The 11,833-nt window shown below is 70.0% G+C and carries 14 protein-coding genes; 5 read left to right on the top strand and 9 right to left on the bottom strand.

What is annotated here, in order from left to right:
- Window positions 1–60 precede the first annotated feature (60 nt).
- Together CRM89_RS31065 and CRM89_RS19280 are read right to left on the bottom strand one after the other, a co-directional pair.
- On the bottom strand, window positions 61–198 hold the full coding sequence (locus tag CRM89_RS31065) for a hypothetical protein (protein WP_157838455.1): 138 nt from the start codon (window positions 196–198) through the stop codon (window positions 61–63).
- A gap of 159 nt (window positions 199–357) precedes the next feature.
- A complete protein-coding gene (locus tag CRM89_RS19280; RefSeq protein ID WP_098085464.1) occupies window positions 358–1,002 on the bottom strand; it encodes a hypothetical protein in 645 nt (214 codons plus the stop codon).
- Window positions 1,003–1,136: 134 nt separating this feature from the next.
- Here CRM89_RS19280 and CRM89_RS19275 point away from each other — a divergent pair, with 134 nt between their 5' ends.
- Window positions 1,137–1,469, top strand: a complete 333-nt coding sequence (locus tag CRM89_RS19275; protein WP_011211629.1) for a helix-turn-helix transcriptional regulator — start codon at window positions 1,137–1,139, stop codon at window positions 1,467–1,469.
- Entirely contained in the window at window positions 1,466–1,945 is a 480-nt protein-coding gene (locus CRM89_RS19270; protein WP_011211628.1) for an SRPBCC family protein, read from the top strand. The genes CRM89_RS19275 and CRM89_RS19270 overlap by 4 nt, the downstream gene beginning before the upstream one ends.
- A 45-nt stretch (window positions 1,946–1,990) precedes the next feature.
- On the opposite strand, the gene CRM89_RS19265 is transcribed toward CRM89_RS19270, so the two are convergent.
- The 4 genes from CRM89_RS19265 to CRM89_RS19250 form a co-directional block, all read right to left on the bottom strand.
- The gene (locus tag CRM89_RS19265; protein ID WP_098085461.1) at window positions 1,991–2,980 is read right to left on the bottom strand and encodes a pirin family protein; all 990 of its coding nucleotides are present in this window, start codon (window positions 2,978–2,980) and stop codon (window positions 1,991–1,993) included.
- Complete coding sequence (locus tag CRM89_RS19260; RefSeq protein ID WP_098085458.1) at window positions 2,977–3,768, bottom strand: GNAT family N-acetyltransferase; 792 nt, start codon at window positions 3,766–3,768, stop codon at window positions 2,977–2,979. The genes CRM89_RS19265 and CRM89_RS19260 overlap by 4 nt, the downstream gene beginning before the upstream one ends.
- A 47-nt stretch (window positions 3,769–3,815) precedes the next feature.
- Window positions 3,816–4,184 (bottom strand): VOC family protein, encoded by a 369-nt coding sequence (locus CRM89_RS19255; RefSeq protein ID WP_011211625.1) that lies wholly within the window; start codon window positions 4,182–4,184, stop codon window positions 3,816–3,818.
- Window positions 4,185–4,250: 66 nt separating this feature from the next.
- A complete protein-coding gene (locus CRM89_RS19250; protein WP_098087057.1) occupies window positions 4,251–4,742 on the bottom strand; it encodes a histidine phosphatase family protein in 492 nt (163 codons plus the stop codon).
- Window positions 4,743–4,962: 220 nt separating this feature from the next.
- Here CRM89_RS19250 and CRM89_RS19245 point away from each other — a divergent pair, with 220 nt between their 5' ends.
- Window positions 4,963–6,633: an FAD-dependent oxidoreductase gene (locus CRM89_RS19245; RefSeq protein ID WP_011211623.1), complete on the top strand. Its 1,671-nt coding sequence runs from the start codon at window positions 4,963–4,965 to the stop codon at window positions 6,631–6,633.
- Between the two features lie 61 nt (window positions 6,634–6,694).
- Here the strand turns inward: CRM89_RS19245 and CRM89_RS19240 are convergent, their stop codons facing one another.
- The 3 genes from CRM89_RS19240 to CRM89_RS19230 all read right to left on the bottom strand — a co-directional run bounded on the left by CRM89_RS19240 (window position 6,695) and on the right by CRM89_RS19230 (window position 9,560).
- Entirely contained in the window at window positions 6,695–7,468 is a 774-nt protein-coding gene (locus CRM89_RS19240; RefSeq protein ID WP_041560441.1) for an acyl-[acyl-carrier-protein] thioesterase, read from the bottom strand.
- 623 nt (window positions 7,469–8,091) lie between these two features.
- A complete protein-coding gene (locus tag CRM89_RS19235) occupies window positions 8,092–9,240 on the bottom strand; it encodes a transglycosylase SLT domain-containing protein (protein ID WP_098085456.1) in 1,149 nt (382 codons plus the stop codon).
- The gene (locus CRM89_RS19230; protein ID WP_098085453.1) at window positions 9,237–9,560 is read right to left on the bottom strand and encodes a type VII secretion target; all 324 of its coding nucleotides are present in this window, start codon (window positions 9,558–9,560) and stop codon (window positions 9,237–9,239) included. The genes CRM89_RS19235 and CRM89_RS19230 overlap by 4 nt, the downstream gene beginning before the upstream one ends.
- Window positions 9,561–9,744: 184 nt before the next feature.
- Here CRM89_RS19230 and CRM89_RS19225 point away from each other — a divergent pair, with 184 nt between their 5' ends.
- Complete coding sequence (locus CRM89_RS19225) at window positions 9,745–10,719, top strand: NADPH:quinone oxidoreductase family protein (RefSeq protein ID WP_060594288.1); 975 nt, start codon at window positions 9,745–9,747, stop codon at window positions 10,717–10,719.
- A 1-nt stretch (window position 10,720) separates the two neighbouring features.
- Window positions 10,721–11,833, top strand: a complete 1,113-nt coding sequence (locus CRM89_RS19220) for a winged helix DNA-binding domain-containing protein (protein WP_098085451.1) — start codon at window positions 10,721–10,723, stop codon at window positions 11,831–11,833.

The raw sequence follows: 11,833 nt of genomic DNA, 5'->3' as shown, positions 1-11,833 counted from the left end.
CCGAACGGCCCCCGCTCCGATCCGGAGCGGGGGCCGTTCTGCTGTTCGCGGAGCTGGTGGTCAGACAGCCACGCCGCCGTTGTTGCTCTGCGAGCCCGCGGAACCGGTGACGAACGCGTTGAGGAAGTTGGTGATGATCATGGTGGAGTCGACCGAGTTCGCGGTGGCAGAGTCGATCAGGGCGATGAAGCTGAACATGCTGCAGGTCCTCTTGCTAGGCGGATCTCTGGGATCCGGTGCGTGGTGTTCCGGAAGCCCGGTTCGATGCGTGAGCGCAATCGGAACAGCAGCATAGTCACATTTGCGCCAGTGTGACGAGGGTTTGTTTCGGATTTCTGGATCGGCGCTGGTCGTGACTCAGGGCTGGCCGGTCAGATACGCGATCGCGGCATCCACGGCGGGTTGTCCACCACCGGCGTAGAGCCCGGCGAACGCGCCGACCGCCGCGCCGATCACGGTGCCGAGCGGCACGGTGATGAAGTCGAAGACGAACAGCCCGAGCGGGAAGCCGAGCAGGAAGCCGATCACCGCGCCGATCCCCGCGCCGGCCTGGATCTGCGGCATCGCCCGGTTCACCTCGTCCCAGAACCGGTCCTGGGAGCTGACGTCACGCAGCGGTGCCGACGCGCCCGCGGCCGGGGTGAGGGTCAGCCGGGTGCCGCCCTCGCTCACCGTCGGGGTCAGCTCGACCGCGCGATCCGCGACGCGCACGAGCATCGGCAGGGCGGCCAGGATCTCCCCGTCGGGTCCGGTGACGGTGACCACCCGGCCGTCGTGGACCAGGTCGAAGCGGCCACCGGGCAGATCGGCCACGGTCGTCCGCCGGTCCTCGCTCACCGCGACGACGTAGTCCAGTCCCGCGACGCTGCCGTGCAGATGGGGTGGGGTGTCGGCGGTGATCGGGGCCGAATGGTCGGGGGCGGGATGGGGGTGGGCGTCGGCGGTACCCGCCGCCAGACCGATGGCCACCACGGCCAGCATCGTCGTCGCGCTCAGACGCATCGCAAGTCTTCCTGTCGTGCCGTTGTCCGGAAAGTCCGGAGATCTTCGGTCAACCTACCGGGCGCGAGCGGATGTCGGGAGCAACCGCGCGCGAGGGGTTGACGTGGTCCGCCTCATATCCGATACTGAACTAGATGGTTCAGTATGACTTCCTCGACGCCTCGTTCGGGGCACTCGCGGATCCCACCCGGCGTGGGATCCTCGAGCGCCTCGCCCGCGGGCCCGCGACCGTCTCCGAGCTGGCCGAGCAGTTCGACATGACCCTCACGGGCATGAAGAAGCACCTGCGACTGCTGGAGGAGGCGGGCATGATCGACACCGAGAAGCGCGGCCGGGTCAGGTACTGCCGGCTCGGTGCGAACGTCTTCGACCGTGAGCTGGCGTGGCTGCAGGGCTACCGGCGGATGGTGGAAGCGCGGATGGACCGTCTCGGTGAATTCCTCGAACGAACGGAGCGGGACAGATGAGCACGACAACCAACGAAGCCACCGTCACCAAGAGCGGCGATCGGGAGATCCACGTGGAGCGGATCTTCAACGCCCCGGTCGAGCGGGTCTGGGAGGCGTACAGCCGCATCGAGCAGCTGGTCCAGTGGTGGGGCCGGGGCAACACCCTCGACGTCGAACGATGGGAGTTCCGCAAGGGCGGGCACTACCGCTTCGTCGAGCACGCCGACGGCGAGGCGCACGGCTTCGAAGGCCGGTTCCGCGAGATCACCCCGCGCGAGCGCATCGTGCAGTCCTTCGAATGGGACGGTATGCCCGCGCACGTCGCGATCGACAGCACCACCTTCGTCGACCTCGGTGACGGGCGCACCAAAGTGGTCACCGACAGCCAGTTCCACACCCCGTTCGAACGCGACGGCATGTTCGAGTCGGGGATGTCGGAGGGGCTGGAGGCCAGCTACCGCGCGCTGGACGCCCTGCTGGCCCGATCGGCTTGAGCCACCGATCAACCCGAGCCACAGCCGTTTCCGGCGCCGTCGCGGTCACTCGCGGGCCGCGCCCAGCCTGCGCTTGCGCGGTTTCAGATGCAGCGGGGGCAGCGGCGGCGCCGGAATGCGCTGCTCGGGACGGTGACCGGCGATGTCGGGGAACCGGCCGACGTCGTGGCGCTCCCACTGGGTGCGGGCCGCCACGATCTCCTCGTGGGTGCGGCCCACGAAGTTCCACCACATCACCAGTTCCTCGCCGAACGGCTCGCCGCCGATCAGCGCCACGTGCGCGCCGGGGCCGCTGCTCAACCGCAGCTCGCGGCGATCGGTGCCCAGATACAGCAGCGGGCCGGGTTTCAGCGAGGTGTCCGCGACCGTCACCTCGCCCTCGATCACCAGCAGCGCGTGCTCGAAGGACGGGTCGACCGGGATGCTCACCTCGGCGCCCGCCGCGACCCGCATGTCCGCGCCCACGATCGGCGTGTAGGCCCGGGCCGGGGAGGTGAGCCCGGCCAGCGTGCCGATCAACACGACGGCGCGCACGCCGGCGGCCTCGTACACCGGCAGGTCGCGGTGCTGCTCGAAATGCGGTGCCACCCCGGTGCTCTCGCGCGGCAGCGCGATCCACAGCTGCAGGCCGTGACTGGCGGGGGCCTCGGTGTCGTAGTACTCCGAATGCGCGATGCCGACACCCGAGGTCATCAGATTGAGCTGGCCGGGATTGATCACCACGTCCGAGCCCACCGAATCACGGTGCCGGATCCGGCCCTGGAACGGCCAGGTGACCGTCTGCAGCCCGATGTGCGGGTGCGGATCGATGTCCGGCGGGGCGTCGGTCTTGGTGACGGTCGGTGCGCCGAAATGATCGAGGAAACACCAGGCGCCCACGGTCGGCAGATCCCGTTGTGGCAGTACGCGTTCCACGTACACGCCGCGCACCCCGCCCAGCGGCACCTCACGCGCCGGATACAGCTCGGCCACCGGGCCGGGACCGGGCGCCGGGGCGCACACCGCCTCGTCCGGATGCGGATCCAGATCGCTCACCGCTGGATGCCCTTGCCCACCACGTGCGGGTCGTACTTCGGGTGCTTGTCGATGAACGCCTTGATGAACGGGCAGTGCGCGATGATGGTGCGCCCACGCGCGACCGTGTCGTCGAGCGCCCGCTCGGCCAGGACGGTGCCCAGGCCCTTGCCGCCGAAGGCCTTGTCGATCTCGGTGTGCACGAAATCGGTGTCCTCGCCGCGCTCGACGTACTCGGCGAAACCGGCGAGCTCGCCCCCGTAGAAGATGTCGTAGCGGCTCTTGTCCGCATTGCGGGTGACCGTGGTTTCCGCGGTATCGGTCATGTCGGCGTTCTCCTTACGCGCCCGCACCGGGTGCTTGCTCAGGATCGACACGCGGTTGAACGCGCCGATCGTGGTGGCGATCCAGACGATCACCGAGATCTGGTCGTCGGACAAGTGCTGACGTGCTCGAGCGTACTCACGCTCGAGCAGCGATTCCTCCGGCAGCGTCGCCGTGACCTCCGCCAGCCCGAGTGCCGCGCGGTCGAACGCGGAGAACGGCCCGCCGCGGCGCCACGCGGCCAGCACCGCGAGCTCCTGCTCGGTGGCCCCGGCCCGCACGGCCGCGCGATAGTGGGTGTCCAAGCAGTGCGTGCAGCCGTTGATCTGGGAGACCCGCAGGTTCACCAGCTCGACCAGCCTGCGGTCCAGCCCGGCGGCTCCGGCCGCGATGCGCACCTGCGCGGCCACGGCCGTCTGGGCTCGGTACACGGCGGGAGTCTGCCTGTCCACCCCCACACGGTCGGGCGTCGCGTCCGGCGTCATGCCCCGATGCTAGACGGGCGCCCGCTCGGCCGACCGCGCCGAGCGGATCAGTCGTACTTCGGCAACTGCTGGACCGCCCACTTGTTGCCGTCCGGATCGCTGAAGAACGTGAACAGGCCCCAGCCCATGTCCTCGACGGGCGTGGCGTCGACGCCCGCCGCGCGCAACCGGCGGTACGCCTCCTCGGCGCTGTCGACCACCATCTGCACGCCCTCGACGCTGCCCGGCGTCGCCTCGGTGATGCCGCGGCCGATGCAGATCGAGCACGCCGAACCCGGCGGGGTGAGCTGCACGAAACGGATGTCCGGGGTGGGCGACTGGTCGTGATCGGCGTGGAAGCCGATCCGGGTGTAGAACTCCTTGGCCCGGTCCACATCGGTGACCGGGATGGCTACCAGCTCGATTTTCCAATCCATCACCCGAGCATGGCAGTGACCACTGACACATTCGATGCCTTTCGAGTATCAGTGGGTCCGTGCGTGTCAGCGCGGAATGTGGAAGGTCACCAGTTCGCCCGCGCCCTCGTCGACCTGCGACCACGGCCGGTCGAAGGTGAGCACCGCCAGGGCCGAGGTGGGGAACTTGCGGCTCAGCTCCACCGCGGCGGCCGAGTCCCGGTTGCCCGCCAACTCCCAGGCCGTCCACGGCATGCCCGGAGCGTGACCGATCAGCAGCAGGGTCCGCACGTCGTCGTCGGAGAGCTGGATCAGCTCGATGAGCGTGCGCGGCGAGGCCTCGTAGATGCCGCGTTCAAAGACCACGGGTGCGCCGACCCCGGTGGCCGTCAGCGTCTGCCTGGTCCGCGTGGCGGTCGAGCAGCGCACCGCGTCGATCGGGGGCTGGGTCGCGCGCAGCCACTCACCGGCCAGGCCCGCCTCGCGCTGCCCGCGCGGGGCCAGCGGGCGGTCGTGATCGTCGACGCCCGCGGGATAGCCGGATTTGCCGTGCCGCATGAGGATCAGGGTCCGCGCCATGCCGACACGGTATTCCGTCCCCGGCACGCCGCACACGCTGTGGTCGAATTCACCGCGACACACGGCGTGTGGTAGTCAGGTAGGCGTTCCGGCGAGAGGCACACGCCACTCTCGAGGCACACTGAAAGCGGCGTCACATATCGCTATCCGCCCACTGTGATGCCTGTCCACCGACCCGCGGGTGGCGCCAGCCCACGTACGTTTCGAGGATCTGCACACTATGGCCTACGTAATCACGCAGCGTTGTTGCAACGACGCGAGCTGCGTCTCCGAGTGCCCGGTCGACTGCATTCGCCCCACCCCGGACCAGCCGGAGTTCGCGACGACCGAAATGCTCTACATCGACCCGGACACCTGCATCGACTGCGGTGCCTGCGTGGACGCGTGCCCGGTGGAGGCCATCTTCTCCGAGGACGACCTGACGGCCTCGCTCGCGCGGTTCCGCGACGTCAACGCCGCCTACTTCCAGCGTCATCCGCTCGAACCGAACTTCGATCCGATCGTGGCGCCGGTGCGCCCGCCCAAGGAACTCGGCACGCTGCGGGTCGCGATCGTCGGCGCCGGGCCGGCCGCCTGCTACGCCGCCGAGGAACTGCTGCGCCGCTGCGATGTCGAGGTCGAGATGTTCGACCGGCTGCCCACCCCGTGGGGCCTGGTGCGCGCGGGCGTCGCCCCGGACCACCCCGGCACCAAGACCGTCTCGCGCATGTTCGAGTCGGCCTTCCGCCGCGACACCCTGCAGTACTACCTCAACGTCGAGGTGGGCACGCACATCTCGCACGAGGAACTGCTCGCCCACCACCACGCGGTGATCTACGCCGTCGGCGCCGCCTCGGACCGCCGGATGAACATCCCCGGCGAGGACCTGCCCGGCAGCCACTCCGCGACCGAGTTCGTGGCCTGGTACAACGGCCATCCCGATTTCGCCGACCGCACCTTCGATCTGTCGGGCGAGCGCGCCGTGATCGTCGGCAACGGCAACGTCGCCCTCGACGTGGCCCGCGTGCTCACCGTCGACCCCGACGAGCTCGCCAAGACCGACATTGCCGACCACGCGCTGGCGGCGTTGCGGGCGAGCAACATCCGCGAGGTCGTGGTGCTCGGCCGCCGCGGACCGCTGCAGGCCGCCTACACCACGCCGGAGTTCATGGCGCTCGCGCACCTGAAGGGCGTCGACGTGGTCGTCGAGGACGCCGAGCTGGTGCTCGACCCGGTCAGCCAGGCGCTGCTCGACGACCCCGACGCCGAGCCGTCGCTGCGGCTGAAGTACACCCTCGCCCAGGAGTACGCCGCCACCACTCCCGACCCGGCCAACAAGCGCATCGTCTTCCGCTACCTGGCCTCGCCGACCGCGCTCACCGGCAGCGACCGGGTCGAGGGCATCGAATTCGTGCGCAACGAGCTGGTCGAGGAGGGCGGACAGCTGGTCGCCCGGGCCACCGGCGAGACCGACCGGCTCGACGCGTCGCTGGTGCTGCGCTCGATCGGCTACAAGGGCGAGCCGGTGGGCGAACTGCCCTTCGACGAGCAGCGCGGCGTGGTGCCCAACGCGGCGGGCCGCGTGCTCGGCGCCGACGGCGAACCGTTGACCGGCGTGTATGTCAGCGGCTGGATCAAGCGCGGTCCGCGCGGTGTCATCGGCTCCAACCGCACCGACTCGCAGGAGACCGTCGAACAGCTCATCGCCGACTTCATGGCGGGCAAACTCGCCGCACCCGGCGCAGACCGCGCGGCACTGCAGACGCTGGTCGCCGAACGGCAGGCCGACCTGGTCGACCGGCAGGGCTGGAAGAGCATCGATGAGGCGGAGAAGACCGCGGGCAAGTCCGCGGGACGGCCGCGGGTCAAGTTCACCACGCGCGAGGACCTGCTGAAGGCCGCGCGCGGCTGAACGGATCGACGGGCGGCGGGCGGCCACGAGGGCGTCCGCCGCTCGTGTGGGTGCCGGCCGGTCAGCCGGGTAGCGGCATGATGCGCACGACGGTCGTCGTCGTGCCGCCGACCACGAACCACAGCCGCAGCTGCGGCCTGCCGGTCCGGTCGCCGGGTTCGTACCGGCTGCGCACACTGATGTGCTGCCTGGCCAGCACGGGGGCGACGTACTCGATCACGGCCCGATGCGGCCCGGCGACCAGCTTGGGGTACTCGACGAGGAACTGCTCGACCGCCTGCCAGTAACAGGCGTTGTTCACGTGGTTGTACTGGTCGATGTCGGTGGCGCGGACCGGGAACGGCAGGTCGGTGTCCGATTCCGGCGGGGTCGCGTCGGTCAGGTACGGGCGCCAGCGCAGCCGGTGCTCGTCGGTGGTCTTGGCCAGGTAGGACAGGCCCTCGTCGCTGATCCTGGCCGGCATGCCGGTCGATTCGCTGATGTTGATCCAGAAACCCTCGGTCTCGATCAGGCCGCCGTTGCCGCTGGTGATCCGCACCCGCATGTTCGTCCACCGGGTGGACATGCTCGAGCACCAGCGCAGCAACCGCACGTCGTCCGGCCACAGCACCGGCCGGATGACGTCGACCACCGTGCGCCGCACGATCCAGTTCGGATCCGAGCGATGCAGGAAGGTCTGATGTAACTCTTCCCAGGCGATATCCTGCAGGTACCTCGCGACCGCGTCGAAACGCAGCCGGTTGTACGGATCCACATCGCCAGCCCGGACGGGCCACGCCGAAACAAAGCCCATGCCCTCCTCGGGAAGCGGGGCGAGTGGCTGATCGAGTGACACTGGTGCTCCTCGCGCTGCACGTTGTGCCGCGGTCTTCTTGCGGTGCTGTTGAGAGACGACTTTACGGGGCGTACGTCACACCCTCGCGTCGAGCCGACTGTACTCAGGTGTACCCGCAGCTCGGGCAGCACCCGCGCCCTTCGCTCCGGCCGGCAACCGCGCGGTCACCCGAGGTGGTCCCAGGACCGTCGGTGCGTTCCCGGCGCCGGCCAACGTGATGATGCGTCCCTGCCGGGCCGTCCACGATCCCCGTTCGGTCGCCACCCACCAGACCGGCTCCCGCCGGCACGCCCGCCTGTCATGGAACATCGAAGGCGCTGAGTGCGCCCGCGCGATACCGATGTTCCCGGAGGGACGGAAACCGCGCTCGGCGGCGCGCAGGCGGGAATAGGTCGGACGGTGCCCGGCGAGGAAGACCACGAGCTGGATCGCATTCTGCAGCTCGCCATCGACCTGGGTGATGCGGGTGAAGCCGTCGCGGGTATGGCCAGCCCGTAGTGCGCGTAGTGGGATCGAAACCCAGTGTCTCTTCGCCGAGCCGCAGCTGATCGGGCCGGAGCCAGCCGCGGCGGGTGAGGACGGCGGTTTCCCCGGGAACACCCGGCGTCCGAGCGCCGAGTGCGTCAGTAGCCCTGATAGGCACCGCCCTGATTCACCGCCGCCACGCCGGGCACGTTCGACAGCGAGCCGTACCGGTCGATCGAGTACCGAACAGCGGCGACGATGTTGTCCACAGGATTCCAGATATCGTCGTGACCCGGCGCTTTGTATGCGTTGAAGGTGCTGTCGATCGTCTGCATGATTCCCTTGGAAGGGTGGCCGGCCAGCCAATTGCTGTCCCAGCGGTTCTCGGCATACGGGTTGCCGCCGGATTCGTGCTGGATGATCATCGCGATGGCGCGTTCGTCGATCTCCTCGGGCTTGTATCCCATCTCGATGAGGATCTTCTTCGCGTCCTCGATCCACTTCGCCACGTCGCCCGTGGGCAACGGACCCGTGGGGGCACTGGAGCTCTGCCCGCCAAGAGAACCCGACGTTCCCGAATATCCGGACCCGCCCGAGTACCCCGAACTCCCCGACCCCCCACCACTGCCCGACATGGCGTAGCTCGGCCGCTCCTGGGCGGGGGGTGTGCCCGCGACGGGGGCGGCGGCCGGGGTGGTCGAGGTGTCGCTGCCCTGGGCCGGGACGCCGAGTTTCGGGTCGCCGAGGGCGGCGAAGGCTTGTTCGACGGCGGTGTTGGCGGTGGCGACCGCGGTGCGGGCGGCCGTGGCGGCGTCCTCGGCCGCTTTGAGGGCCAGACGCAGGTCGAGGGTGCGCTGGGCCGCGGCGGCCTCCTCGGCGAGAACGAGGGTCGTGACGTCGGTGTCACCGGCGTTGTCCCGCAGCCGCTGGATGCGGGCCGCGGCGGTGACCAGCCCGTCGGCGGCGACCTCGAAGCCCACCGGCGGCTCGTCGAGGAAGGTGGTGCGCAGTCGCACCACCTTGTCCTTGCAGGCGCTCAGCGCGCCGACCTGGGTGCGATAGGCGGTCTCCAGGGCGGTCAGCGCGGCGCCCACGGCGGAGGCGCGGGATTTCTCGGTGTCCATCCGGGTGCGGGCGGCCGCGCCCGCGACGCCGGACCAGGCATTGGTGTCGGTGAGTGCCTGGGTGTCGGTGAGGGCCTTGCCCACGATGCGGTCGATGCCCTCGTACACGGCCTTGGCGTGGTCGGCTGCCGCGGTGAGCTGCTCGGGCTGCCAGGCGGCGACGTCGTCGACGGTGAGGGTCATGGCAGCTGCAGCCCGATGGTGGTGAGCGCGCGGGTGAAATCGGCCTCGGCCATCTCGTAGCTGCCCGCGGCGGTGCGCATGCTGTCGGCGACGGTGGTGAGCCGTTCCCCCATCCGCGCCAGGCAGCGGTTCACCACGTCGGCGGACTGCTGGGCGACGGCGCCGAAGTCGGTGCCGGGCAGCGCGCCGACCGCGGTGCTGAACGCGGTGCCCGCGCCGAGGCCGGTGAGTTCCCCCGCCTCGGCACCCAGGTTGGTCGCGAACGTCTGCAGCGCGGCCGGGTTCACCTGCAACCCGGCGTTCTGCGCCCCTTCGGTCATGGAAAATCCCCCTTCTCCCCGTCCCTGAAAGCCGAGCAAGCATAACAAAATCAGGGCCCAGGACAGGGGCCGTCGGGACGCCTGTGGACTGTGCGCCGAGCAGTATCCACAGCCTGCCCGTTATGTTGGTCACGGTGTCATCGACGACGACCGATGTCGTCGAATCGGACAGAGAGGTCGGCCCATGCGCGCAGCTCAGGTCAGCAGGTTGGAAGGACCGGAAGCGGTCGAGATCGTCGACATCCCCGAACCCGCCGCCTTCCCCGGCGGTGTGGTCATCGATGTGCATGCCGCCGGCGTGGCGTTCCCCGACGTGCTGATGACCCGCGGGCTCTACCAGATGAAGCCGGAGCTGCCGTTCGTGGTGGGCGGCGAGGTGGCGGGCGTGGTGCGCGAGGCACCCGAGGGCGCGCATGTGCGCCCCGGCGACCGGGTGCTGGCGCTGACCATGCTCGGCAACGCCATCGCCGAGGTCGCGGTGACCCCGGCGGAAATGGTGTTCAAGCTGCCGGACAACATCTCGATGGAGGCGGGCGCAGGCATTCTGTTCAACGACCTGACCGTGCACTTCTGCCTGCGCAACCGCGGCAGGCTCGCGCCGGGGGAGACGGTGCTGGTGCACGGCGCCGCGGGCGGCATCGGCACCTCGACGCTGCGGATGGCCGCCGCGCTCGGGGCGAGCCGGGTGGTCGCGGTGGTGAGCACGCCCGAGAAGGCCGAGGTCGCCAAGGCCAACGGCGCCACCGACGTGGTGCTCACCGAGGGCTGGCTGGCGGCGGTGAAGGAACTGACCGGCGGGCGCGGGGTGGACATCGTGCTCGACCCGGTGGGTGGGGACCGGTTCACCGACAGCATTCGCTCGCTGGCCTCGGCGGGCCGCCTGCTGGTCGTCGGCTTCACCGCCGGTGAGATCCCGACGGTGAAGGTGAACCGCCTGCTGTTGAAGAACGTCGAGGTGGTCGGCGCGGCGTGGGGCGAATGGGTGATGTCGCACCCCGGTTACCTGGCCGAGCAGTGGGCCGAGGTGGAGCCGCTGTTGGCCTCGGGTGCGATCGCGCCGCCGCAGCCGGTGCTGTACCCGCTGGACCGGGCCGCCGAGGCGGTCGCCTCGCTGGACAATCGCACCGCCACCGGCAAGGTGGTCGTGACGGTCCGCTGACGTGCCGCTGTCGGCCAGGGTGCTCAACCGCACCCTGCTCGAGCGCCAGCATCTGCTGGCGCGGTCGGAGCTGTCGGTGCCGCGGATGTGCGAGCACCTGGTCGGCCTGCAGGCGCAGGACGTCACCCCGCCGTTCGTCGGATTGTGGAGTCGCACAGCGGATTTCGATCCGGCTTCGGTGTCGGTCGGGCTCACCGAACGCACCCTGGTGCGGATCACGGCGATGCGCGGCACCATCCATCTGCTGACCGCGGCCGACGCGCTGCGCATCGCGCCGATGATCCAGCCGGAACTGGAGAAGATCCCGTTCCGCAAGGGCTTCAACTACGGCGCGATGGTCGGCCTCGATCCCGAGCGGGTGCGCGCCGACGGCGAGCGGGTGCTCGGCGACGACCCGGTGCCCGCCGCCGTGCTGCGGGAACGCGCCGCGCAGCGGTATCCCGATCGCGATCCGGGCGCGGTCGTGCAGACCTGGCTGTATCAGCTGCCGGTGCTACAGACCCCGCCGCGCGGGCGCTGGAAGGACAACAGCAGGCCGGTGTGGTCGCGGGTGCAGCCGTGGCTGGGGGCGGCGCTGGAACCGGGCTACCCGTTGACCGAGCTGGCCGTGCGCTACCTGCGCGCGTTCGGCCCGGCGAGCACCGGTGACATGCAGACCTGGTCGAAGCTGCCGGGTTGGCGCGCGGCGGTGACCGCGCTGGGTGACCGTCTGCGCACCTACACCGACGAGCGCGGTCGCACCCTCTACGACCTCGCCGACGCGCCACTGGCCGACCCGGACCGTCCGGCTCCGGTCCGGCTGCTCGGCTGGTACGACAACGCCCTGCTCAGCCACCAGGACCGGGCGCGGATCGTGCCGGAGGGCGCGGCCGCGGCTCTGCGCTCCTACGCCACGATGCTGTCGCCGGTGCTGGTCGACGGTTTCGTGGCGGGGGTGTACAAGGTCTTCCCGCGGGCCGGGCGGGCGCGGCTGCGCATCGTGCCTGCGCGTGCCTGGACGGCGGCCGAGCGCGAGCAGGTGGCCGCCGAGGCGGCCGCGCTGCTGGCCTTTCTCGAGCCCGAGCTGACGCCGAGCGTGGAGATTCTCGGCGTCGGCGCGGATGTGCGGCCCTGA

This window comes from Nocardia sp. FDAARGOS_372 (assembly GCF_002554515.1).
Classification (GTDB): domain Bacteria; phylum Actinomycetota; class Actinomycetes; order Mycobacteriales; family Mycobacteriaceae; genus Nocardia; species Nocardia farcinica.
The sequence above is the reverse complement of the archived record's forward strand: the minus strand, read 5'-3'. Positions and strand labels throughout refer to the sequence as shown.